Here is a 24153-nt window from a genome sequence, read left to right on the forward strand (position 1 = left end):
TATTTCATGAGGAGCAGCTTTAGAATTCTTTTGTTTGGGCTCTGTTTAGGGTGGTTAGTTATAGGGTGTAGTTATGAGTTTCCCGAAGTGAACCGTGATAGTGTTCTTTCTGAAACAGATATTAGGGAGGTTATGATAATTGGTGGTGGTTGGCTTTCTGGAACTAAAGATGGTGTTTTCGATAACCAAACAAAGAGTGCATCTGCGGGTAACCTTGTTTTAAGAAGTATTTATAATGAACCAGATGCAGATTATGGCTTTACTATCTCGGATGGAAATGGCTTAAATATTTACGAAAACGAGTCTGTTGGAAGATCATATTTAAGTTATGTAAGTGAAGATAGGGTTTATCCAGAAAGATTTTTTGAGCAAGAAGCAGCTCAGCTTTCATACGGCATAGATCCACAAAGCACTAGGAACTTTGCTCATTCTGGGTTTAAATGCTTTCACTCAGAAAGCAATGATAAACAGCCATCTATCTTAGGGCTTGATCAGTTAAGCTTAGGGGCACGCATAAATAATATAAAACCAGACTTAGTAATTATTCAATTTGGTATTGAGGAGGTATTACCTTACGCGATGGCCGGAGGGCAAGGAAACCCTAATGTGCAAACGCTAACTGACCTTTCTACTAATGATATTATAAGTGCAACGCTTTATGAAGATCAGCTGAGGAACCTAATAGATAGAGTGAAAGCTGCCAATAGCATGTCAAAAGTACTTATTCTGAATACTCCAAACGTAAGCAAGTTTGCTAACTTCTACGAGCTGGTCAATTTTACAGTGGCACCCTATATATCTAGAGAGGAAATCGCAGAAAACTATGACTATGTAAATAATTTTCCATTCGGGTTCAATTATGTTTTGGGTGAGTACATGAACAATCATGGTAGTTATGCTGATAAAAGACACTATGTATGGTCTCCAGAATTCGATGTTCCAGATACTGCAGAGTGGTCTTGGCGCTACGTAGTTACAGATACCGACCTACCTTTAATAGAAAACTATGAGTATGCTAGGGGTGGGAACCGTATAATGTCATTTCCTCAGTTTAGAGAAATTGGGCGAGATGAAAGAGCCTTGTTTGAAGTGGATAAATTAGTTTACGAGGAAAGAATAGGGTTCCCCTTAACCCCACTTCCTAAAAGCTTGTTTTTGAGTCATTCAGAATATAGGGCTATTGAGGCAAGGATTGGGGAGTTTAACTCCTCTGTCATAAGAGTTGCTTCAGATTATGAAGGAGTTGAAGTTATGAATCTATATGGCATGTTCGAGGACCTGTTTAATGGAGAGTACAGAGGGCACAGAATTGCCACACCTTCTAGAGGGGTTTTAGTTGACAATGTACCATTGTTGCCCAGTTTTTTAACTAACGGTTTCTTTTCAACTGACGGAATAAACCCAAATGCTCGTGGTAGTGCATACCTAGCAAATTTGATTATTGAAAGCTTAAATGAAAACTTTGGCTATTCAATTAAAGGAGTTCCGACAAACAAATACGGAGGTAACAAAATTCTGAAAGGCTTTTAGGCTATTTCTCCAGATCCAATCAATTCGGTATCATCATACCACGCTACAAACTGACCTGCTGCAATGCCTTTTTGATGGTTCTCAAAAATAAAATAGAGACCTTCTTCTTCAGCGTAAATTTCTACAGGCTCTAATGGCTGTCTGTATCTTATTCTAGCCAAATACTGCTTTGACTCACCAGCCGATAGGGCCAAATCTGGACGCACCCAATGAACTTCTTCTTTCGGTACAAATAGCCCTTTTCTCAATAAGCCTGGATGATTTTCTCCTTGACCAGTATATATGATATTGTTGTCGGTGTCTTTTTCTATTACAAAGAGTGGCTCTGGTGTACCGCCAATGCCAAGTCCTTTTCTCTGACCAATGGTGAAATAATGTGCACCATTATGTTCTCCCACTTTTTTACCATCAGTAGGTTGGTAGCTATATGGAGTGGTAAGGGCAATCAGTTCTTCTTTTTTTGAGTTGAAGGTGACCGAACCATTTGTTTTAAGTGATTCAAAATTAGCCGCATCTTCAGAGAGTTCTCTTACTTCACCAGTCTTTGGTTTTAATTGCTGTTGTAGAAAATCAGGAAGTCTTACCTTACCAATGAAGCAAAGACCCTGTGAGTCTTTCTTTTCCGCAGTAATCAGGTCTTGTTCTTTGGCAATTTTTCTTACCTCAGATTTTTGCAAATGACCGATAGGGAAGAGGGCCTTACCGAGCTGCTCTTGGCTTAGTTGGCACAAGAAATAGCTTTGGTCTTTTCCAGGGTCCGCACCAGCAATGAGTTTATGAACTTCTTTACCCTCCTCGTTGATAAAGGTTTCTTTTTGAGCATAGTGACCCGTGGCTACATAGTCTGCCTTGAGTCTCATTGCTGCATTTAGAAATATGTCGAACTTAACTTCTCTATTACAAAGGATATCTGGATTGGGCGTTCTGCCTTTCTCATATTCCCTGAACATATAGTCTACAATACGTTCTTTGTATTGCTCGCTTAGGTCAATGACATGAAAAGGAATACCGAGTTTTTCAGCAACAGCAAGCGCATCGTTACTGTCTTCAACCCAAGGACATTCATCAGAAATAATAACGGAATCATCTACCCAGTTGCGCATAAACATAGCTATTACTTCATAGCCTTGCTCAATTAATAAATGGGCAGTTACGCTAGAATCAACTCCTCCAGACAGACCAACAACAACTCTCTTCCTCATTATTTTCTCCAATTAAATGGGCTAACAACAGTTCGGCAAAAATAGTTGACCTGCGGCTAACTAAAAAACAACAGTAGTTAACTACAGTGTAAATGAGTTTAACTAGGCCAAATTATTTCCATTGAAATTAAAATTAAGTTGAGGCAGGCATGGAGGAGCATACTGTATCTTAGACCAAACCTAATTCTTACTATTCCAAAGAGAAAGCCCGATATGAACTGTGGGATAACCATGAATGGGTAAACCCAAAAAGGAATGGTCTCTGGAGTATAATTGAAAATATGAACTAGGGCGAAAAGGGAGGTGAGTACCCAAAAAATCTCTCTACTGTATTTTTTATGGTAATGGGCTAGATCATGCTTGAATTTGGTTTTCCAACTAAATGTAGCAAGGGTAATACTGGTGGCTAACGCTAATAATCCTATACTCCAATGAGCAGCAAAAAAGAACAGCGAAATAACTATAAAGTAAACTTTAAGGTGAGATTCTCGATATTTCAAAGGCATTCTGAACATGAGTTCTTCTAAAATAGGAGCCAGAATAACTCCATAGAATAGGAGTTCTAAAGTAGATTCCCCAATATCTTGATAGGTATCAAAGTATTCTTCAAAGAGGGCAAAAAGAGGTATGGCAACAATTAGGTTTAAGACCAAATCTAGGGCTAAATAGAAAAGTAAGACTCTTAATAGGTAAGAGCTATTCCAGCTAGGCTTTAAGGGTTTTAGTTTTTTTGTTCCCTCAAAAAGTCCTCTTAAGAAATGGTATTCGTGAGTGATATTGTTCATTAGGCAATAATAAAAAAAAGCACCCTCGAATGAGAGTGCTTTTACGTTAAGGTTGGTTTGATTATTTCTTTTTAATCTCAATAGCTGGCTTAGTCTTATCTACGCCAGTAGCTCTATTTAAGAATTCATCGTAAAGTCTAATATGACGAGAAGTCATTGGAACTTTATAACCGTCAATAAACAGGTCAGTGATTTTAGTGGCAGTTTCAAATGGGTCGCCAGTAGAAACAAAGAAGTTAGCCTTCTTACCTACTTCAATAGAACCAATCTGATCTCCAACACCTAGGATTTCAGCAGCATTAATAGTTATGGCCTTAAGAGCTTCTTCTTTACCCATGCCGTAAGCAGCAGCAAAACCTGCATGGTAAGGAAGGTTTCTGGCGTTCTCATTATCCATTGTTCTTAGTGCTACTTTAACACCGGCCTTAGACATAATGCCTGGGTTGGCGTAAGCAGCATCAAAGCTATCTGACGAACGAGTTGGAATAGCCTGAACAGGCCCTGCAATTACTGGGTAACCAGACTCAGCAATTTCATCTGCAACTCTCCAGCCTTCTGCAACACCAGTTAGCACAACTTGCTTGTAACCACGTCCTTTAATCCACTCAATGGCATTAAGAATATCTTGAGCTGCATTAACCTCAATGAAGATAGGAGTCTCACCTTTTACTACAGGAACCAATGCTTCAATCTCTGGGTAATTTCTTACATCCTCAGCATTTTCAATCTTGGCATAAAGTTCAGCTTTGTCCCAAGTTTCATTGATTTCTTTCATAGCTCTTTCCTGACGCTTCTTTATTTCGTCTTCAGAAAGTCTTCTCCATCTTCTTCCACCTGCGGTAGAAGGGAAGTTCATTACAATACCTCTCTGGCCAGCATACATTTGGTCAGGCGTATAACCAAATAGGTTAATAGCCGCAGCAGTTCCAGGAAGAACACCACCTTGAGGCATAGTCCAAACAGTAGTTACTCCACTTACTCTAGTTACAGGGATTGTAACTGCATTTGGATTTACAGCTGTAAGAGCTTCCATTTGAGGAGTAATTGCTCCGTATTCTCTGTAGTCTTGCGCTTCGGCAATACTCCCGATTTCATTCAAACCAAGAGTAGTTCCACCGTCAATCATACCAGGGTAAATTTCTTTACCTGCTACATCTATTACTTTGGCATCGTTCGGAATTTGAACGTTGGCGCCAACGGCTTCAATAATTCCGTTGTTAATTACGAGTGTACCATTTTCAATTACACCTTTAGTAACAGTGTATATTTTGGCATTGGTTAGGGCGAACTTACCGTACTCAGCTTTAAGTACCTGATCGTCTTCCTGAGCTATCGCCATAGTTGATACTATGGTCAACAGACATGCGATTAAATATGAATTTAATTTTTTCATCGTCTTTTAGTGTTGATGGTTAATCAAGTTCTGGCCAAAGAAGATAGCTGCACCTTCCATACATCTGTGGTTGTAATCCATTTTTTCAAATAGAGTAACCTCTTCAATAGAAGATTCTGGATCTATATAAATTCTCTGATCAGCTTTGTCATTGTTGATATCGAAATACTTCACACCATCCACGAAAGTCATTTGAGGAACAGCGTAAATCGAAAGAGGGTGGTTGTCGAAGATAGCGATGTCTGCATCTTTACCTACCTCAATAGAACCCACTCTGTTATCAATACCCAATTGCTTAGCAGGGTTTAGAGTGATCATTGCTAGGGCCTCATCGTCTGAAAGGTTACCATATTTCTGTGTTTTAGCAGCCTCATGGAAGAGGTGTCTGATAAGTTCACCAGAATCTGAGTTAATTGATGTTAGAACGCCATTTTCATGAAGAATAGCAGCGTTATAAGCAGTAGAGTAGTAAACCTCTAGTTTGTAAGCCCACCAGTCAGCAAAAACAGATGCAGTTGCACCGAAAGCTGCTAATTCTGGAGCTACTTTATAGGCTTCATTAGCATGTTGGAAAGTAAGTCTAGGAATGTTGAAATCGCTGAATACCTTTAGTAACATGTAAATCTCATCTGCTCTATAAGAGTGGCAGTGTACAAGTACTTCGCCATTTAAGATGTCTACCAAGGTTTGCATTCTTAAGTCGTACTCAGGAGCAACCTTTTTAGGGTCTTTGCTGGCATTATAGGCCTTCCATCTTTTCTCATATTCTTGAGCTTCAGAGAAAGAGTTTCTCAACATCATTTCAATACCCATACGGCTTTGAGGCTGAATACCTCTTGCTCTTGCACCTCTGGTTGGGTTTTCTCCTAAAGCAAACTTGATAGTTCTAGGAGCACCCTCAAAGCGAAGCATGTCAGGGTCTGTTTGTCCCCAACGCAATTTCATGGTTTCATTCTGACCACCAATTACGTTAGCCGAACCGTGCATAAGGTGAATTGAAGTAACACCACCTGCTAATGCTCTATAAATAGAAACATCGTAAGGATCTACAACATCTTCCATGCTAACTTCTGCAGTTACTTGGCTAGTACCTTCGTTAATAGCAGAACCTGCAATGTGAGAGTGAGCATCTATAATACCAGGCATTAAAAACTTACCTGTAATATCGACAGTCTCAACTCCGTTAGGAGCTCTTAAACCCTTTCCGATACGTGAAATTTTACCATCACGAACAAGAACATCTGTATTTTCTAATGCACCGTTAGTGATTGTTAAAACGGTACCTCCTTTAAATAAAACATCACCTTTTGGTGCTTCTTGAGCAAATGCAGATGTGCATAGCACAAGAAGAAGTGATAGAAGTATATTTTTCGTTTTCATAGTCATCTCTTTTATTGCTCGTCTTTAGTAGCTGTTAAATCCATGCTGATGTCTTGTCCACCGAAAGAAACGGTAGCAGTAGCATCGTAAGTTTTGCCAGTTACAGTACCAACAACCACAATTTGAACAGATTGGCCACCAGCATCTATAGAGAAATCGAATGCTAATTCGCTATCTCTAAAGCTAATGTTGTTCATAGCGGTGTCTGGGCTTCCATCGTCACTAGTTAAGTAGCCAGAGTAATTGCTACCCTCTTTGCTGATTACCATTTTACCACCTTGGTCTCCCTGAGGGGTGATTAGGGCGTAAGTCCAAGAACCAGTAACTGGGTCTCCAGTAGTTGCACTAGAGTTATCACCACCGTTAGCAGCTTTCTTTCTTTCTTTAACTTCGTACTCGTACTTGTCTCCGTCAACAAACATCATCTTTACCTTAGCATCTTTAGTAAAAAGAGGGGCAGTGGTAACCATAACGTTAGCTAGTTTTCCCGTTTCCACTGTTCCGACAACTTGAGAAATACCAAGAATAGAAGCAGGGTTAGTAGTAAGGGCAGCTAATGCAGCATCGGTACTTAAGCCATTGTCTATATAGGTTTGAACGTTTTTCCAGATAGAGTTTGATCTAACACTACCTACTGCAAAACCGAAGTTTACACCAGCCTCTTGAAGTTTAGCAGCCTGAGCTACATGAATTTTGTAGAATTCCATTCTTCTTTCTTCCATGGCAGCCATTTCTTCAGACTTGTCTTCGTCATCGCTTGCTTTTGGTTCATCAGGTAAATCTAATGAAAGGAAGATAGGGGTGTTGGTGGCTTTGAGCTCGTCTGCCAATTCCCAAGACTGCTCAACTCCAGCTACAATAAGTGGAAAACCGAGGTCGTCTCTTAGTCTCATGGCACGTCTTACATCAAGCACGCCATCTACATTGAACATAACAGGCTTTTGCTGAGCAATAACAGGGAAGAAAGCTTGGCTTACTCTGTCATTTTCAGGTCTTGTCATGCCAGCAGGGTTCTGAGCATAAAGTTCTGAGTGCTTTTTGTCCTGAACGGCATTTCTGTACAAGTTTCTCCACTTGGCCATCATACCCAGAATGTTACCAGGGTAAGCTCCAGGAGCTCCAACCCACTGCGCGAAAAGAGCTGCATCCTTCTTCATAATGATGTCATCTGCATGATCTGCATCATTTAAAAGAATTAGAGCACTTGAGCCAGGAAGCATTCTACCGTAAGGAACAGTATTAGAAATAGCAAATCCAGCTTCTCTTAAGCTAGCAATAGAAGAGCTTTCTACATCTAATTGCTCAACTACACTGTTTTCTGGCGTAATACCAGCATAAAAATTTGGAGGGTCTGGAGTGAAAAGATTTTGTGGTCTCTGTGGATTCTCTGGTCTTTTTGCTCCCGTATTAGACATACCGTCTATAAAGGCAGCATAAACGTAGAGCTCAGAAGCATCTATTACCTGTGCATTGGCAGGGATAGAAGCATTTTTGCCCACACTCTGAATAAGACCATCTTTGATGATTACAGTTGTTTCTTTCAGTTCCGTTCCCGGTTTGGTTATAACCGTTGCGTTGGTTAACGCGTAGGTTCTGGTTACTGGCGACTCTCCGGTAGGGTCGCTTTGTGCCCAGCTACTTAATGAGATAACCGACATTGAAAGTAGCAACACAGCGTGAAGACATAACTTTCGAAGTGATTTCATGTTTAGCAATTTAGTTTAGAGTTAAAATCAAGGAGAAAATATACGGTAAACCTACTATGAATTCAAAATCTTATATGAGAGTGGCAGCATATTGATGTTGAGGGTAGGAGATGGCTAAGTGACTTATGTCATGTGAATAGCTTTAATAGAAAGAGGCTACTTAAAAGCTTACTATTATATCGGTCAGCATCTCTAGAAACTCCTTACTTACCATAAAAGGAAATAGGGTTTCGGGTAGAACAATCAATGCCGATTTTTAAGCTTATTAGGTAGCCTCCTTTTGTTCAAGAATTAGCAGCAGTGCTGCTAAGGAAAGTAACTCTAGTCTTCCATATCTAGGATTTCCTTAATTCTATCTTGAAGGTCAATCAGGTGTAAATTCCCAGCTCTGTTATTAGTATACTTGCTTTGAGCAGTTTTTAGGTCTGATAAAAGAGTCTTTAATTCACCCTTCACTGCAGGTCTAATATCAGACTGCTCAATATTTACTTGTCTAGCTTGGAAGCTGCTTGCTTCATTGTTCATTAAATACTCAAGCCTTTCAACAAATGCTCTTTGAAGGTTTCTTCTGTAAGTAGAGATCTCACTACCTGTACTCAACTCTGAGAACAAACCCTTTTTGGTGTCTGCCAATAGTTGGTAAATGGTGTAAGTGTTTCTACCCTTAAAAGCTTCAGCTTCAATAAGGCGCTGCATTCTGGTAGGGTCTAAAAGGGAGTTTAAGAATGAAGACTGTGTGCTTCTAATTCTGTTTACTGCACCATAGTTTTCTATTTTTCTCAGTAAATCCTCATCTAGCAACCACTCTGGAGTATTGAAGGCATACTTCATAAGCCAGTTCATTGCTTCTACTTGCTGAGATTCTGGAAGTACCTCATAAACTACCCCTTGTTGTTCGGTAGACTTATAATTCTCGGTAATTCCGCCAACATTGGTTATTACGTGTCCTACAAACCTTCTCCACTGACCAATGATTTCACCATAGATTTCTTCTGTATCAGAATAGTCTTCGCCAGGTTTTGTAGTCCAATCTAGCAGGTTAGGAACCACTTTTTTCAAGTTCTCCATGCCATAGGCATCAGCTTTCATTGAGTTATCACCCAAGTCTTCTGTTTGAGCTTCAGGGTTTGTGCCATCACCTCCGCCAAAGCGATACATTCTGTCATTAGCTTTAGAGATTATCCATTCATTCAAGGTAGCTTTTTCTTCTTCTGGCGAATTAGCGTTAGGGATATATCTATATCCCCAATTGATTGAATATTTATCATAAGGGCCAATTTTTCGAATAAACCTTTTCACGCCATCGCCTGGCTGAGCAATGTAATTTAGTCTAGCATAATCCATGATGGTTGGGGCTACACCGTACTCTTCTGCAAACTCTGGATTTCTTAATGATTCAACAGGGTAGGCCGAACTAGCTTTCATGTTGTGAGGAAGTCCTAAAGCATGACCTATTTCATGCGCAATTACTGCTCTCATCATTTCACCTATTTCATCTTCAGGCGTATCTAAAGTTCTTGCTTTTGGGTTTGCCGCACCGGTTTGAATCATATACCAATTACGGTAAGAACGAAGGTGGTTGTGGAACCAGATAATGTCACTTTCTATAATTTCACCAGTTCTTGGGTCGGCAGTACTTGGGCCTACTGCATTTCTTGTCATGCTAGCGATGTACCTAACCGTTGAATAGCGTGCATCTTCAGGGCTCCAGTCAGGATCTTCTTCAGGGCTAGGAGGGTCTTTGGCAATAATGGCATTTTTGAAACCAGCAGCTTCAAATGCCACTTGCCAATCTTCAATACCTAACTTAAACCACTTTCTGAATTTTTCTGGAGTGGCAGGGTCTAAGTAATAAACTATTGGCTTAATAGGCTCTACTAGCTCTCCACGTGCATAAGCAGCTTTGTCTTTTGGTTCGAGCCTCCATCTTTTGAGAAAAGTAACTTGATCTCCTTTAAGTGCATCTGAACTGTAGTTGATATTTCTTTGAGTGAACCATCCGACTCTCTGATCTGCCAAACGCGGCATCATCTTATCTTCTGGTAGCTTGATCATTGATTGACTCACTTTCATAGAAATTAAGCCAGTTTCAGAGTTAGATGGTGGTCGCCCAGCATCGTAAGTCATTACTTGACGAACCTCTACGTTGATTGGGAAAGACTTGGTAGACTCTACATAGCTTTTGTCTGAATCTAGTCTTCTTACCTGCATTTGGCTTCTCATCCCGCTACTTAAAGCACTAATGGCCTTAGTATCTTGGTTGAAAAAGCCGGTCACATCAATTAGGTAAGCCGATGAATCTTTCGGTTGGCCTTCTATTTTGAAAGAACCGATGATCGGGGCAAAATTGTTGTTTGCCACAGACTTAAATATAGCATCGGTGCTGTCTGCTACGTTATTGAAAGAGATGGTTTTGAGGTAAATCTTTCCCTGAATCTCTTCCCACTGAACTACTTGTTCATTCATTTTCCAACCTGAGCCTAAAAAAGGGCTGAGATTTTCTGGAGAAGCCACCAAGCGAGTAATCCAAAGCATATCTTTCTTTAGCTCAGACTTTGGAATTTCGAACATGATTTTGGAATCGTCTTGATAGACATTAAAGATTCCTTCATCTAGCTGCATGCCCTTTACAACCGACTCATAGGTTTTCTCCTGTTTTTTAGGAGTCTCCTGCTTGGGCTGGTCTGCTGCTTCATTTTGTTGGTTTCTATTGCGCCTCTGCGCCTGGGTATCGGTGCTGCCCATTAGCACAAAGCCTAGCGTGATAGCGGCTATCACGGACTTTCTGGTCAATCTGTATTGCATATACATTTATATTAGTCAATCTTTGAAAAAAGGGGAAACTCTGCAATTCAAAAAGTGTTATTCATACAGTGGGTTATTGATTATTTTAGTGGTTGGTTCAAAGCTGCTTTTTGTGGAGAGGTATATTGAAATTATAAGAAATGCGTATGAAGGCTATGCCAACTATTTGTGGCAAGAGATAAGCTTTCAATATGACTATAAACCTTGGTGGCAAAATTACTTTTGGGCACTTATTCTTATTTCGCTGCTTTTTCTCACTTGGGAATGGCTAAGGCCGTGGAGAAAAGATCAGCCAAAGTTTAGAAAAGACTTTTGGCTAGATGCATTTTACATGTTCTTCAACTTCTTTCTTTTTTCACTCATACTTTTTAATGCTCTTTCGGAAGTATTTGTAAACGCTTTCAACGACTTTCTTGGATTATTTGGCTTGACCAACGTGGTCGCTTTGGAAATTGGTTCGTGGTCTATTCTTTTGCAACTGTTTACTCTTTTTATAATTCGTGACTTTATTCAATGGTGGACCCACCGATTGTTGCATTATTCTCCAAGGCTCTGGGAATATCATAAAGTACATCATTCCGTAGAGCAGATGGGTTTTGCTGCTCATTTGCGCTATCACTGGATGGAAACGGTGGTGTACCGAACTATTGAGTATTTACCACTGGCCATGATTGGTTTCGGAATTGATGATTTCTTCTTCGTTCACATGTTCACCCTTGCCATTGGCCATTGGAATCACGCAAATATTAAGGTTCGCTTAGGGCCTTTGAAATACGTATTGAATAACCCCAATATGCATATGTGGCACCATGCTCATGATCTTCCGGAAGACCGAAAGTATGGAGTGAACTTTGGGCTTACACTTAGCATATGGGACTATCTTTTTGGAACAGCCTACATACCTTACTCAGGTAAATCAATAAAGCTTGGCTTTCCCGGGGTAAAGAAGTTTCCAAAAACTTTCTGGCAGCAAATAACGCATGGTTTTAGGAAGAGGTACTGAATTTTGCAATATGCTTACTGAGATACTCCCAGAGAGTGTTGATTCTCTAAGTCATTTCGACCGCAGAGATAAATCCTATTCACAGGCATAGGATGCACTGGACTTTACAATACTTAGGAACCCCTTAGAAATAAGGAATCAGGTGTCAGCACGTTTCTACCCCGAGTGAGCGAGGGATCTGCCTAAAATAAATCTTGGCCGATTCTTCGGCTGCGCTCAGAATGAAAAAGAGAGGACTGTTTATCTCATTACTCAATACCCATGACCCAATACCTTTAGCAACTTTCACCTCGTTATAAGTCATACACATTTCGCCCTGTACCAAATCAAAAATCTTATCTTCATTACTCTAAAACTTTTAGCAATGAAAAGACTATTCTTCCTTTTGACTCTCGTAGCCTCAACGCTTCAACTAAATGCTCAGGATGTAAATCCAAAAGATGTAGAATCAATGGACGCTATTTTAGCAGCTCTTTATGATGTTATTTCAGGCCCGGCAGGAGAGAAGCGCGATTGGGATAGAATGAAAAGCCTGTTTGTTCCAGAAGGAAGGTTAATGCCAACTGGGAAAAATCCACAAACTGGAGAGGTGGGGTACCGAACTTGGACTGTTCAGGAGTATATTGATCAGGCTGGAGTAAGTTTAGAGCGAGATGGCTTTTTTGAAATCGAGATTGCAAGAAAAGTGGAACAGTATGGCACTATTGCACATGTGTTTTCTACCTATGAATCGCGAAGAAATGAAAGCGATGAAAAGCCTTTCGCTAGGGGTATCAACAGTATTCAGCTGCTGAAGGGAACAGATCGTTGGTTTATCGTTTCTGTCTTTTGGATGGGGGAAAGTGCTGCGTTTCCTCTCCCAGAGAGGTATTTAAGAAACAGGTAGGTTTCTTTCTTTTGTGCAAGATGTAATCCATCCTGTAACGGTAGAATCAGTACCTTATCTTACGCTCTTCAACCTTTATTGTGATGCCATTAGAGTAAGTAGTTTTTTTGATCCAATTGCCTTTGTGATCATATTCATAAAAGGTAGCGTAGCGGTCTACATAAGTACCTCTTAATGTGCGAGATTCGTATTCTATTAGGTCGTTATCTACATAGATTTCTTTGAATCTCGACCTGAAACTGGTAGTGTCTCCAGTTTTGTAAAACCCTTTGATTAAAACTCTGGCTGAGTCATGATTTATCTCTACATGTTTTTCACTTGGCCATTCGGCAGATTGAAAATAGGTGGTTTCCTTAACCACTGAGTCTGGTGCGTAATGAAAACGGGTTGATGTAACCAGTAAATCGTTTTTATAGGTTTGAATTCGCCTAGGCTGAAATGCGGTATCATATTCATGAACTAATTTAGTGCGGCTAGTAGACTTAACTGCTTTATAATTAATGTTAGATGATGGTGTAGATGCCAAGTCGAAGTATTCTTCAGAAACTAGATCGTCTTGCTCATTGTAGTGGTAGAGCCAATATCTGGTAAGTCTATCAATGCCTTGAAATTCTTCCTTGGCAACTAATTTCATTTTGTCATTATACCTCAATCTGGTTTTGGAATGAACCGTTCCTGTTAAGCGGTAGATCACTTCTTCGGAAAGGAGGCTGTTGTCGTCATAATGGTAAGCTATCCGAGGAATACTCTCAAAATCACCTTTCCTTATTTGTTCAATAATTCTTCCTCTTGTATCATACTCATAGGTTATTTCCGGTGTCCCACTTTTTCTAAATTCAATTTTAACCAGCTTACCAGAAGAGTAGAAATAATGCTTAGTGATTGCTGACTTGGCCAATCGTGCAGCTTCTGGGTCATAGTTGTACTCTAATATTGAGAACTGCTCTGGAGAACCCTTTAAGCTTTTATCTACCCAAATATTTTGCAAGTGAGAAGACTCAAAGGAGGGGAGTTGACTCCAAACCCAGCAGGGTATTGCCATAAAAAAGAAAAGCATCACGCTGCGCATGATGCTAAAGATAAAAAATGTAAGTGTTTTTAAAACAGGGGATTAGAAACCGTCAGCCGTGTCGTCTCCTCTAGGGTCGGCTCCGCCTTCTAGGCGACCGTCAGGCAATACCAAAATGGCATCAACTCTTCCAATGGTGCTACCTCCTCTCATGTCGTGTCCCATGCCTTTAAGTTTAGCAACCACAACACTGTCTATACCTGTTCCTTCATAGCGAACTAAATCTGGCAGCCACTGATGATGGAACCTAGGTGCATCGACAGCTTCTTGCATGGTCATTCCAAAATCTACCACATTCAATATTGTTTGAAAAACCGAAGTAATAATGGTTGAGCCACCAGGGGTTCCTACCACCATAAAAAGCTTATCATCTTTGGTTACTATGGTTGGGGTCATAGAACTTAGCATGCGCTTTTCAGGAGCAATTGAGTTGGCTTCGCCACCAACTAATCCGTACATGTTAGGCTCACCTGGTTTAATACTGAAATCATCCATTTCATTATTAAGTAAAAAGCCAGCGCCCCCAACAAATACTTTTGAACCCATTCCTCCATTTAAAGTGGTGGTTACCGAAACGGCATTGCCTTCAGCGTCTACCACAGAAAGGTGTGTGGTTTCTTCACTCTCATACCCAGCAGGGCTACCGGCTTGAATAGCCGCACTGCGGGTTGCCTTTTCTGGATTAAAATCGCTCATTCTCTGAGTAGAGTAGTTCTTCTCCAACAGTCCGTTTAGGGGAACATTGTAAAAGTCCATATCTCCCAAGTGCTTGGATCTATCTGCATAAACTCTACGCTCTGCCTCCACAATAGCATGAATTGCTGCTACTGAATGAAACCCGAGTTCGCTAAGGTTAAAGTCTTCGACTGAGTTGAAAAGTTGTGTCAAAGCTATGCCGCCACTAGAAGGAGGTGGCATAGAAATGAACCCGTATTCGTGATAGGTTCCAGTGATTGGTTCTCTCCAAACCGCATCATACTTTTCTAAATCTTCAAGACTAATTAGCCCATCGCCTCTTTCCATCTCTTCAACAATAAGTTGAGCGGTTTTTCCTTTATAAAAACCATCTCTACCATTGTCTCTTATGAGTGCTAGGGTAGCAGCTAATTCAGGAATGCTTACCGTGTCACCTTCTTTCCATTCGTTTCCTTCTTCCGCCAAGAAGAAGTCTGGCATTATGGTATTATACTCCATGAATGCCTTTCTATTACTATTTAGACCACGGGCTTCTCTTGCTGTAAGTGTCCAGCCATTAGCGGCTATGTCTATAGCAGGTTGTACCAATTCGGCCCAATTTAGCTTACCGTATTTCTTGTGAGCAGCCTCTAATCCTGCTACGGTTCCTGGTACTCCAGCTGCTAAATGTCCTCTTACACTTGCGTTAGGAATTACCTCACCGTTGTCATCCAGATACATGTCTCTACCTCCTGCTAAGGGTGCTTTTTCTCGATAATCTAACGTGGCAGTTTCTCCATTGGCCATGCGGCTTACCATAAAACCGCCTCCTCCAATATTGCCAGCCCCAGGATATACAACGGCCAAAGCAAACTGAGTAGCAATGGCAGCATCTACTGCATTTCCACCTTGTTTCAAAATGTTTTTACCCACTTCAGATGCCAGCGGATGGGCCGAAACCACCATGGCCTTGTCAACAACTAAGCCTCTTTTGCCTTCGGGCTTTTGTTGAGTGGTTTGCTCACATGAAAAAACAAGGAGCAGTAGAACTGCAATAAATGCTGCCTTCTTCATACTTTAATTACTTTTTACCAATGGTGTTTTCAAACAGTTTGAATATTCTCTTATACTCGTCTGTCCAGCTAGAAGGCTCAGTAAACCCGTGATTTTCTACAGGATAAAGAGCCATTTCCCAATTGTCTTTGCCCAACTCAATAAGTCTTTGAGCTAGTCTGACAACATCTTGAAAATGCACATTTGTATCTACCATTCCATGAGCAATGAGTAGGTCACCTTCTAAGCCTTCAGCAAAGTAAATAGGGGAGCTTCTCTTATAAGCAATTGGGTCTTCTACAGGAGTATTTAGGATATTAGAAGTGTAGCCGTGATTATAATGAGCCCAATCAGTCACTGACCTAAGGGCTGCACCAGCACTAATTACATCTGGATGCTTGAACATGGCAAATAGAGTGATGAAACCTCCATAAGAACCACCGTACATTCCAATTCTTCCGGCCTCTACACCATGCTCATTCATCAAGAATTTAGCTCCATCTATTTGGTCAGAAAGGTCTTTTCCTCCCATATGGCGGTAAATTCCAGTTCTCCAGTCTCTACCATAACCTGAACTAGCTCTATAGTCAATATCTAGTACAGTGTAACCCTTGGCCATCAGCATATTGTTGAACATGAACTCCCTGAAATAAGTACTCCACCAGTAGTGTACATTTTGTAGGTAGCCCGCTCCGTGAACAAAAATTACTCCTGCTCCATTAGGGTTTTCAGGTTTGTAAAGTCTTGCATGAACATCTGCTCCATCTTCTGCTTTGAAGGTGATGATTTCTGGTTGGTGCCAGTCATAAGCTTTGAAGCCTTCTTTTAAGCTTTCGGTTAGCTTTTTGGCTTTAGCACCTGGTTTATTATCCATCACATAAAGCTCAGTAGGTTGGTCTATGTAAGAATACTCAATAGCTATACTTTTCTCATCGGGAGATAAGGTTACTTCGTTTCCTCCGTCTAGTGTAGTTATTTGAGTGGGTTTTCCTCCGTTTAGAGGTAAAGAGTAAAAGTGCTTAATACCTGGGTGCTTCATGTTCGCAGTGAAGTACCACTTTTTGCCATCGCTAGAAAGTTTAGGTTGGTAAACCTCGTAGTTGCCGCTGGTTAGTTGTTTGGTGGTGCCAGTAGATATATCGTGAGTATATAGATGGGAGTATCCTGTTTTTTCTGACTGGAAGTAAATGGTTTTGTTATCTGGAAGGAAACCAAAAGTACCTCCGAAACCGCTTACGCCAGGCCCGCCAATCCATGCCTCATCTCTCTGTCTGTCTATTGTAATCAAATCGCCAGTTTCAGGGATTAGTCTCATAATCCACCTGTCTTTATTATCATCTGCACTGAATTGAACTACTGCATATTTGCCATCGCCAGACCATAGGGTTGTGGTTGCAGAAACCTTTCTAGGCTCTTTTATCCATTCTTTGTCCGGATAGTCTTTAGTATAGTCAGGCAGATCAGTGATTCCAGGAAGTTGCATTTTGTCTAGGTAGTAAACACTATCTCCTGAAACGCTATAAATTCCTATTTCAGAATAACCTTGTTCACCACCTACTTTAGATCGGGCGTTGATATCTGTGGTGTAACCCGAATTCGTCACGTAATTAGGGACAATAGTGTTCTGAGCTCCATTTTCTGGTGAATTGTATACCGAAAAACTAACAAACCTACCATCAGGTGATAGTTGAAGGCTTCTGATGTTGGGTAACTCTACGGCATCGCGATTGTCGTTATCACCGAAGCTACCGAAAGAACCAAAACCTCTGAAACTTCTTCTTGGTCTGTTTCTTCTCTCTTTAATTATTTCTGAAGTGTTCAGTTGGTCTTCTCTCAGCCAAGAATCTTGAATTCTATTTCCTGAGTTACCATTACCTACACCTCTTCGGCTGGGAGATTCATCTTCACGCCCATAGTTTACAATAAAATTGGTGAGCTGAGTGATTAATCCAGTTTCTGTATTGATTGTGAATAGATTGTCTTCAACTACAAATGAGATTACATTCTCTTTATGAAAGCTCGGATTGGTTTCTCTGTCATTGGTAGCTGTAAGGCGACTAACCTTCTCAGACTTCAATTCTTTAATGTAGATATCTCCACCTTCTGTATATACAATTTTAGTTTTGTCTTGGTTAAACTCATAGTTAGAAGGCCAGCCTTCACTAGTGTCGTCTATCTTTTCGGGTGTTCCACCGTCTTTACTTATTTGGTAGGCTGATACTTCGCCATTTCCGTCTGGATCCCAGTAAAAGAAGATGTTTTTGCTGTCTTTCGACCAGCTAACACGCGAAGGAGAGGTTCCTATAAACTTTTCAGGAGCCTGCATAATCTCTTCAACAGTAAGCTGGCTTAAAGGCTTGGTTTGAGCCGAAGCATAAACAGCAAACAGTAGTAATAAACCGAATAGTCCGATCTTTCTCATGTCTCTATTTAGATTTTAAGGTAATGGTCAAACATACTTAAAATGCAAATAACCTGTTTGAGAAATATGTCGAGAGGCAATAAATAATGAAGTCCCGTTTTAAGACTTTTTGTCCCGATTTGGTCTTTAGCGATGGTGTGGTAGAAAGTACATCTTACATTTTTTTGCTTATGAGCCACTTTTATTAGGCAGAAATATTATGGCATGATTAAGGTTGCTTTTGGTGCCAGAGTGAATAACGGAAGAAAAAAGATACTAATTGTAGAAGACGATCCAGGGATGCAAAAACTGGTTAGTTTTCATTTAAAGGATCTTTACGACCTGAAAGTTGTATCTGATGGTTGGGAGGCCTTCACAATTCTTAATGAGGATAGTGATCCTCAAGATTTAATCCTCACCGATATTGAAATGACTGAGTTAGATGGCCTTAAACTCATTGAGATGTTGGACGATATCCCAGAATACAGGCAGATTCCGGTAATAGTGATGAGTTCTACAGTTCAAAAAAATGATGAACTCCAATTAGATTTTCAGAACTACTTTGGCTGTCTGCCGAAACCAGTAGTTCCGGCAGAATTATACCTAAAAATAGAGGAAGCCTTTTGCTCAAGAATTGGCTGATTATTCTTCTCCTTCCATTTCTTTTAAATACCTGTAAATACTGGACTTCCCGATGTCTAGCTTTTTAGCTACCAGCAATACGTTGTTGTCATATTTATCTAAAAAGTGCCTGATTATTTTAAATGTATAGTCTCTCAAGGTCATCTCTTCAAACAAGAATTGCCCTTCTTTTTGTAAGCTGTTAAATGTAATGTCTTCAACTTCAATGAGTTTATCTTCACACATTACGGCAGCCAATTCTATTACAGACTTCAGTTCTCTTACATTGCCAGGAAAAGGATAGGATATAAGCTTATTCTGTGCTTCTTTACTCAGCTTGATATTTCCTAGTTTGTTCTCTTTGGCAAAGTTGCCCAGTAGATGTTTCGCTATTAAAATTACGTCTTGTCCACGGTCTCTAAGAGGAGGGAGTTCGATAGGAATTCCTAAAAGCCTATAATAGAGATCTTCTCTAAAATTCCCTGCCTTTACTTCTTCAGCAAGGTTTCTATGTGTGGCTACAATTACGCGTACATCGAATTTTACCACTTCATTACCACCAATTCTAGTGAGTTCTCTTTCTTGTAATACCCTCAGTAGTTTGGCCTGAAGGTTAATATCCATTTCACCAATTTCATCTAAGAAAAGTGTACCTTGATTGGCTTCTTCAAACTTGCCTTTTCTTCTCGCTATTGCTCCGGTAAACGCTCCTTTTTCATGTCCGAATAGCTCACTTTCTATTAGGTTCTCCGGAATTGCCGCAATATTTACCGCTACAAAAGGCTTAGATTTTTTGTCTGAATTGTGGTGAATGGCTTTTGCTACTACCTCTTTTCCAGTTCCAGTTTCTCCAGTAATAGATACAGTAATGTTCGTTTTTACCGCTTTTTGCATCATTTTGAAAACCCGCTGTATAGCAGGGCTTTCACCAATAATGCTGTTATCGAACTCATACTTCTGATTCAATTCTTCCTTCAAAGCATTGATTTCGCTTGTCAGTGAATCGAATCTCTTGGCATTATTAATGGCGTTTAATAAGCGGTCTTTGGTTTCATTATCTTTAGTGATATAGTCATAAGCTCCGTGCTTAAGTAAAGAAACTGCCGTATTAATGCTTTCCTGAGAAGAAACTACAATTACCTGAATATCAGGGTTGTATTTCTTTATTTCCATTAATATATCCTTGCCAGTCATGTCTGGAAGACTATAATCAAGGATTACGATTTTTGGGTTTTCATGCAGGTTTTCTAAACACGACTTTCCATTTTCGAAAGAATGTACAATATGGTCTGGATTTAACTCTGCAATGTACCGAACTAGTTTCATGTAAAGCGGGTCGTCTTCGACCACAAAAATGCGAACACTCTCAGGTACGTAATTCATTCTTATCTATATGGTTGGAAAATGAAAAGTAAAAATTATTTAACAATCTCAATAGCGAATATACGGAGTGCCAACTTCCTTTTTGACTATTTTTAGTGGAAAATCCCATACAGACAATAAATGATAGTTGAAGTTAACCCAGCACACTTTCTCAAAACTAGAAAAGGTGAGGTCCGAATTGGTGAGAAGGCATTTTTTGCAAGTAAATCTTGGGAGTCGGAAATTGAGAAGATCAAAAAAGAAGCTCGATTTTGTATCATTGGTATTCCAGAATGTGTAGGCGTTTTAGGTAATTTAGGTAGGCCTGGTGCACAGAATGGGTGGGAAGTGTTCCTCTCTTATTTTTTAAATTCTCAAAGTAACCGATTTCTATCGGGAGAAGAGTTTGTGGTGCTAGGAGCAGTAGATGTAGAGCAGATTCAAGAAAAGGCAGAGCTGCTGAACGATAGCTCAGATTACTACATGCAGAAGCTACACTTGCTATGCGAAGAGATTGACGATTTGGTAGAGCCAGTGATAAAAAGGGTGAAGGCTCAAGGCCTCATACCAATAGTGATTGGCGGGGGGCATAATAATGCTTACCCAATTATAAAAGGGGTTTCGGCAGTGTCTGCTAAGAAAAAAGTGAATGTGATTAACCTAGATGCGCATTGCGATTTTAGAGCGCTAGAGGGTAGGCATAGTGGTAATCCGTTTTCATATGCTAGGCAAAAAATGTGTCTGAATAGGTATTTTGCTTTTGGCTTGCACCAGTCTTACAACAATGAGAATATGCTCAAAGCGATGGATGCCGATGAACAGGTAAAGTATTCATTCTTAGAAAATATCACATATCTGGAAGAGAATTTAGCAGATGCTATTTCATTTGTTGAAGATGATTTGATAGAGTGTGGTGTTGAGGTAGATTTAGATGCTATTAGAATGATGCCAACTTCGGCCATTTCTCCAACCGGATTCTCTATGGAGCAAGCTCGCTTGTTTGTGCGAAAGTGCGTAAAGAGCTTAAACCCATCTTATTTGCACTTAACAGAAGGGGCTCCTACAAATGAAATGCAACGAATAATGGTAGGAAAATCACTCAGTTATTTAGTGACAGACTTTGCTAAAGCTCTTCTAGATAAATAGTATTTTTGCTTCGCGAAACTTTAGAGATAAATACTCTACCAATATGCAGAAGACAATTAAAGTTACCCTTCGACCAGAGGAGGCGTTCAATACCGATCTTTTACAAGAAGCCATTCTTAAGAAGTCAGGGATTAGAGAATCTGATGTCCAAGTAAGGCCTACAAAACGTTCTATCGATGCTCGTTCAAGAAATGTAAAAGTCAATATGGAAGCCTTGATTTCCATCAAGGAAGACCTGCCTCCATTAATTTCCTACAAAAGAGACTATCCTAATGTAACTCATGCTGAGCAAGTGGTGATTGTTGGGTTTGGCCCGGCAGGAATGTTTGCAGCACTTAGGTGCATAGAGTTAGGCTATAAACCGATTGTAATTGAGCGAGGTAGCGATGTGCAAAAACGTAGGAGAGACCTTGCTGCTATCAACAAAGAGCATATTGTAAACCCTGAATCTAACTACTGCTTTGGAGAAGGAGGGGCAGGGACTTATTCTGACGGAAAACTCTATACCCGATCTAAGAAACGAGGCGATATTCAGAAATCGCTAGAGATATTGGTAGCACATGGAGCCACTGAAGAAATTCTAGTAGATGCTCATCCGCATATTGGTACCAATAAACTACCTAAAGTAGTTCAGGAGATCCGTGAGTCTGTCTTAAATGCAGGAGGTGAAATCCTTTTCGATACTAAGGTGACCGATTTTCTTCTCGAAGGAGAACGAATGAAGGGTGTAGTACTACAAGATGGTAATAAGGTGGAAGGCTTAGGGGTTGTTTTGGCTACAGGTCACTCTGCTAGGGATATCTTCGAACTGCTGCACAAGAAGAATATTTACATTGAAGCCAAACCGTTCGCTTTGGGAGTAAGGGTGGAACACCCTCAGCAGCTCATTGATAAGATTCAATATAACTGTGAAGTTGATAGAGGTCCTTGGCTACCAGCTAGTTCATATGCATTAGTTCATCAAACCTATTTTGATCAAAAGCAAAGGGGAGTTTTTAGTTTCTGCATGTGCCCAGGAGGCTTTATTGTGCCCGCGGCCACTGCACCTGGTGAGATTGTGGTGAACGGTATGAGTCCGTCTAGGCGCGATTCTAAATATGCCAATTCTGGGATTGTAACGGCAATTGAATTAGAAGATCTTGAGGCTTTTGCCAAGCATGGGCCTTTAGCTGCATTGGAGTTCCAAAAGCAGATAGAGCAAAGGGCTTTTGAGGTGGCTGGTCAAACTCAGGCTGCTCCGGCACAACGGATGATTGACTTTGTGAACAACAAAGTTTCCTCTCAACTTAATGATACTTCCTACCAACCTGGGTTGGTGAGTATCTCTATGAATGACGTGCTGCCTGACCATGTTCACGAGCGATTGAGGACCGCTTTTAAGGCTTTTGGTAAAAAGGTGAAAGGCTATTACACTAATGAAGCGCAGATTGTGGGAGTGGAAAGTAGAACTTCATCGCCTGTCAGAATTCCTAGAGACAAAGAGACTTGTGAACATGTGCAGATTAAAGGATTTTATCCGTGCGGAGAAGGTGCTGGTTATGCAGGTGGAATACTTTCAGCAGCCATGGATGGGGAAAAATGCGCAGATATGTTGATTAAGGCTTACGGGAAGGTTGGTTAATAGTCAATAGTCATTAGACATTGGTTGATAGACAATAGACATTCGAACATAATTCTTGCCCCAATCCTAAAAGGTTAAGAATAAAGATTCTCGCATTTCTATTTTAAAGAGGTCTCGAATTTGTCGATATCCTGTCTTGAAGCCTCGAGAAGTGAACGAGGGTGGATTATTCTTCAAGCTTCAAGCTTCGTGCTTCCGACTTCTAGCTGTATTTACTGCATCATTTTAACAGCTTCTTTAAGGTTGTCTACAAAAGCCTTTTGTTCTTCTGTTAAGGCTAGTGCTTTGGCTTTATTTAATGATTCATTAGCCTGTTTGTAGTTGGCCTGTAGACCTTTGATGTACCCGAATAAGGCATGAGTTTCAAACCTCTTTTCGTCTATATCTATGGCCTGTGAAAGGAGTGTTTCAGAAAAAGAGATAAGCTCTTCAAAGTCGTAGTTTTCAATAATCTCTACGGTGGTTGAGATAATGAAATCAGGCTTTTCATCGGTAGAAAGGTGGTTATTCATAAAGCTGTTAACCGTCAGCTTATAATTGTCTAACTCTTCTCTTTGTAAGTAGTAAATCGATTCTGTAATGTATTGAGCCATTGGTAGTTCGTCTTCTGGGACAAACTGAGGGAGAACTTCTTGAGTCAACCTGCTCATTAGGTTTTTATCTCCATATTTTATGGCCAATATGAGGTTATCGTTATATACTCCGCTCAAATAATCGTTAAACTCACTTTGTCCATGAGTTTTAATCATTTTCTGCTTGTTGGCAGTAATGTACTTGTAGTGTTGAGAGTCTAGACCGTTCTCAAACCGAGTTAGAAACCAGATGTTTTCAACATCCAGATAATCCTCCTCAGTAAAGTTAATGGCATAGGCAGTAGCCACCATTTCAGCTTTTTCTGGGTTGGTTCTTTCCAGTATGCCAATAAATTCTAGGTAAGACTCTCTTTCTAAAGTGCCATTGGTGTAAGACTCTTCTAGCAAAGGCAATACGGCCCAATCATTCAGTGTTTGTTCGCCATAAGCCTGTAGAGTTTTGGCTGGCACAAAGCCTTCAATTCTATCGAAAATTTTTGCTTCTGGTGTAAGAAACAGAAGTGTTGGGTAGCTGTCTATTCCATAAAAATCGGCCAGTTGCATTCCAAAGTCCGATTCTGCATCGAACTTAACGTTGATAAAGTACTCTTCAAAGTAGCCAATAACATCTTTGTCCGTATAAACTTCCTTATCAAGTTTATGGCAATAGCCACACCAGTCGGTATATGCGTCAATAAAAAGCAATTGTCCATTTGCCGAAGCTTCTTTTAAAACTTCGTCCCACTGCTTTTGATTAGTAACCTCTGTAAATTTGAGGCTTTCAATCTCATTGGCGCTTAACCATGAGCCTATTAAAAGCAGAAAAATAGAAAATTGAACTTTCATTGAATTTATAGCTGTTTCAAACATTAACGATTGCAAAGTTAGTTATTGTTATACAATCGGCAGTGTTCTTAAGTTTCATTGGTGTTAATATTGGTTA

At 40.2% G+C, this 24153-nt stretch carries 17 protein-coding genes; 6 read left to right on the forward strand and 11 right to left on the reverse strand.

The genetic code is table 11. The features are described 5' to 3' along the window. Window positions 1-6 precede the first annotated feature (6 nt). Window positions 7-1530, forward strand: coding sequence for an SGNH/GDSL hydrolase family protein (locus AWW68_RS12785; RefSeq protein ID WP_068221645.1), 1524 nt, complete (start codon window positions 7-9; stop codon window positions 1528-1530). On the opposite strand, the gene mnmA is transcribed toward AWW68_RS12785, so the two are convergent. From mnmA to AWW68_RS12815, 6 genes are all read right to left on the reverse strand, one after another. After that, the gene (gene mnmA, locus AWW68_RS12790; RefSeq protein ID WP_068221647.1) at window positions 1527-2732 is read right to left on the reverse strand and encodes a tRNA 2-thiouridine(34) synthase MnmA; all 1206 of its coding nucleotides are present in this window, start codon (window positions 2730-2732) and stop codon (window positions 1527-1529) included. The genes AWW68_RS12785 and mnmA overlap by 4 nt on opposite strands. A gap of 98 nt (window positions 2733-2830) precedes the next feature. Next, window positions 2831-3517: a CPBP family glutamic-type intramembrane protease gene (locus tag AWW68_RS12795; protein WP_068221649.1), complete on the reverse strand. Its 687-nt coding sequence runs from the start codon at window positions 3515-3517 to the stop codon at window positions 2831-2833. Between the two features lie 61 nt (window positions 3518-3578). Beyond that, window positions 3579-4910, reverse strand: coding sequence for an amidohydrolase family protein (locus AWW68_RS12800; protein ID WP_068221651.1), 1332 nt, complete (start codon window positions 4908-4910; stop codon window positions 3579-3581). 6 nt (window positions 4911-4916) lie between these two features. Continuing rightward, entirely contained in the window at window positions 4917-6290 is a 1374-nt protein-coding gene (locus AWW68_RS12805) for an amidohydrolase (protein ID WP_068224084.1), read from the reverse strand. A gap of 11 nt (window positions 6291-6301) precedes the next feature. Beyond that, window positions 6302-7996: an amidohydrolase family protein gene (locus AWW68_RS12810; protein ID WP_084375678.1), complete on the reverse strand. Its 1695-nt coding sequence runs from the start codon at window positions 7994-7996 to the stop codon at window positions 6302-6304. A gap of 321 nt (window positions 7997-8317) precedes the next feature. Next, window positions 8318-10801, reverse strand: a complete 2484-nt coding sequence (locus AWW68_RS12815; RefSeq protein WP_084375679.1) for a zinc-dependent metalloprotease — start codon at window positions 10799-10801, stop codon at window positions 8318-8320. 112 nt (window positions 10802-10913) lie between these two features. Here AWW68_RS12815 and AWW68_RS12820 point away from each other — a divergent pair, with 112 nt between their 5' ends. Beyond that, window positions 10914-11804: a sterol desaturase family protein gene (locus AWW68_RS12820; RefSeq protein ID WP_068224106.1), complete on the forward strand. Its 891-nt coding sequence runs from the start codon at window positions 10914-10916 to the stop codon at window positions 11802-11804. Between the two features lie 364 nt (window positions 11805-12168). Continuing rightward, window positions 12169-12690, forward strand: coding sequence for a hypothetical protein (locus AWW68_RS12825; protein WP_084375680.1), 522 nt, complete (start codon window positions 12169-12171; stop codon window positions 12688-12690). A 46-nt stretch (window positions 12691-12736) separates the two neighbouring features. Here the strand turns inward: AWW68_RS12825 and AWW68_RS12830 are convergent, their stop codons facing one another. The 3 genes from AWW68_RS12830 to AWW68_RS12840 all read right to left on the reverse strand — a co-directional run bounded on the left by AWW68_RS12830 (window position 12737) and on the right by AWW68_RS12840 (window position 17909). Then, a complete protein-coding gene (locus AWW68_RS12830) occupies window positions 12737-13678 on the reverse strand; it encodes a hypothetical protein (RefSeq protein ID WP_157717642.1) in 942 nt (313 codons plus the stop codon). A 123-nt stretch (window positions 13679-13801) separates the two neighbouring features. Then, the gene (gene ggt, locus AWW68_RS12835; RefSeq protein ID WP_068221657.1) at window positions 13802-15508 is read right to left on the reverse strand and encodes a gamma-glutamyltransferase; all 1707 of its coding nucleotides are present in this window, start codon (window positions 15506-15508) and stop codon (window positions 13802-13804) included. A 7-nt stretch (window positions 15509-15515) separates the two neighbouring features. Then, a complete protein-coding gene (locus AWW68_RS12840; RefSeq protein ID WP_068221659.1) occupies window positions 15516-17909 on the reverse strand; it encodes a S9 family peptidase in 2394 nt (797 codons plus the stop codon). A gap of 204 nt (window positions 17910-18113) precedes the next feature. Between AWW68_RS12840 and AWW68_RS12845 the strand changes: the two genes are divergently transcribed. Then, window positions 18114-18530 carry a response regulator gene (locus tag AWW68_RS12845; protein ID WP_068221661.1) on the forward strand — a complete coding sequence of 139 codons (417 nt, stop codon included), beginning with the start codon at window positions 18114-18116 and terminating at the stop codon, window positions 18528-18530. Here the strand turns inward: AWW68_RS12845 and AWW68_RS12850 are convergent, their stop codons facing one another. After that, window positions 18531-19892 (reverse strand): sigma-54-dependent transcriptional regulator, encoded by a 1362-nt coding sequence (locus AWW68_RS12850; protein ID WP_068221663.1) that lies wholly within the window; start codon window positions 19890-19892, stop codon window positions 18531-18533. Between the two features lie 120 nt (window positions 19893-20012). Between AWW68_RS12850 and AWW68_RS12855 the strand changes: the two genes are divergently transcribed. Both AWW68_RS12855 and AWW68_RS12860 read left to right on the forward strand, forming a co-directional pair. Next, entirely contained in the window at window positions 20013-21017 is a 1005-nt protein-coding gene (locus AWW68_RS12855) for a formimidoylglutamase (RefSeq protein WP_068221665.1), read from the forward strand. A 43-nt stretch (window positions 21018-21060) separates the two neighbouring features. Then, on the forward strand, window positions 21061-22638 hold the full coding sequence (locus AWW68_RS12860; protein ID WP_068221667.1) for an NAD(P)/FAD-dependent oxidoreductase: 1578 nt from the start codon (window positions 21061-21063) through the stop codon (window positions 22636-22638). A 212-nt stretch (window positions 22639-22850) separates the two neighbouring features. Here AWW68_RS12860 and AWW68_RS12865 read toward each other — a convergent pair whose 3' ends face one another. Then, the gene (locus tag AWW68_RS12865) at window positions 22851-24056 is read right to left on the reverse strand and encodes a thioredoxin family protein (RefSeq protein WP_157717643.1); all 1206 of its coding nucleotides are present in this window, start codon (window positions 24054-24056) and stop codon (window positions 22851-22853) included. Window positions 24057-24153: the final 97 nt, after the last annotated feature.

Source organism: Roseivirga spongicola, from assembly GCF_001592965.1.
GTDB classification, from domain to species: domain Bacteria; phylum Bacteroidota; class Bacteroidia; order Cytophagales; family Cyclobacteriaceae; genus Roseivirga; species Roseivirga spongicola.

Coding starts and splice junctions, on each gene's coding strand:
- AWW68_RS12785 (WP_068221645.1), top strand. CDS start 7: ATGAGGAGCAGCTTTAGAATTCTTTTGTTTGGGCTCTGTTTAGGGTGG.
- AWW68_RS12840 (WP_068221659.1), bottom strand. CDS start 17,909: ATGAGAAAGATCGGACTATTCGGTTTATTACTACTGTTTGCTGTTTAT.
- AWW68_RS12845 (WP_068221661.1), top strand. CDS start 18,114: ATGATTAAGGTTGCTTTTGGTGCCAGAGTGAATAACGGAAGAAAAAAG.
- AWW68_RS12825 (WP_084375680.1), top strand. CDS start 12,169: ATGAAAAGACTATTCTTCCTTTTGACTCTCGTAGCCTCAACGCTTCAA.
- AWW68_RS12850 (WP_068221663.1), bottom strand. CDS start 19,892: ATGAATTACGTACCTGAGAGTGTTCGCATTTTTGTGGTCGAAGACGAC.
- ggt (WP_068221657.1), bottom strand. CDS start 15,508: ATGAAGAAGGCAGCATTTATTGCAGTTCTACTGCTCCTTGTTTTTTCA.
- AWW68_RS12855 (WP_068221665.1), top strand. CDS start 20,013: ATGATAGTTGAAGTTAACCCAGCACACTTTCTCAAAACTAGAAAAGGT.
- AWW68_RS12805 (WP_068224084.1), bottom strand. CDS start 6,290: ATGAAAACGAAAAATATACTTCTATCACTTCTTCTTGTGCTATGCACA.
- AWW68_RS12795 (WP_068221649.1), bottom strand. CDS start 3,517: ATGAACAATATCACTCACGAATACCATTTCTTAAGAGGACTTTTTGAG.
- AWW68_RS12815 (WP_084375679.1), bottom strand. CDS start 10,801: ATGCAATACAGATTGACCAGAAAGTCCGTGATAGCCGCTATCACGCTA.
- AWW68_RS12865 (WP_157717643.1), bottom strand. CDS start 24,056: ATGAAAGTTCAATTTTCTATTTTTCTGCTTTTAATAGGCTCATGGTTA.
- AWW68_RS12860 (WP_068221667.1), top strand. CDS start 21,061: ATGCAGAAGACAATTAAAGTTACCCTTCGACCAGAGGAGGCGTTCAAT.
- AWW68_RS12810 (WP_084375678.1), bottom strand. CDS start 7,996: ATGAAATCACTTCGAAAGTTATGTCTTCACGCTGTGTTGCTACTTTCA.
- mnmA (WP_068221647.1), bottom strand. CDS start 2,732: ATGAGGAAGAGAGTTGTTGTTGGTCTGTCTGGAGGAGTTGATTCTAGC.
- AWW68_RS12800 (WP_068221651.1), bottom strand. CDS start 4,910: ATGAAAAAATTAAATTCATATTTAATCGCATGTCTGTTGACCATAGTA.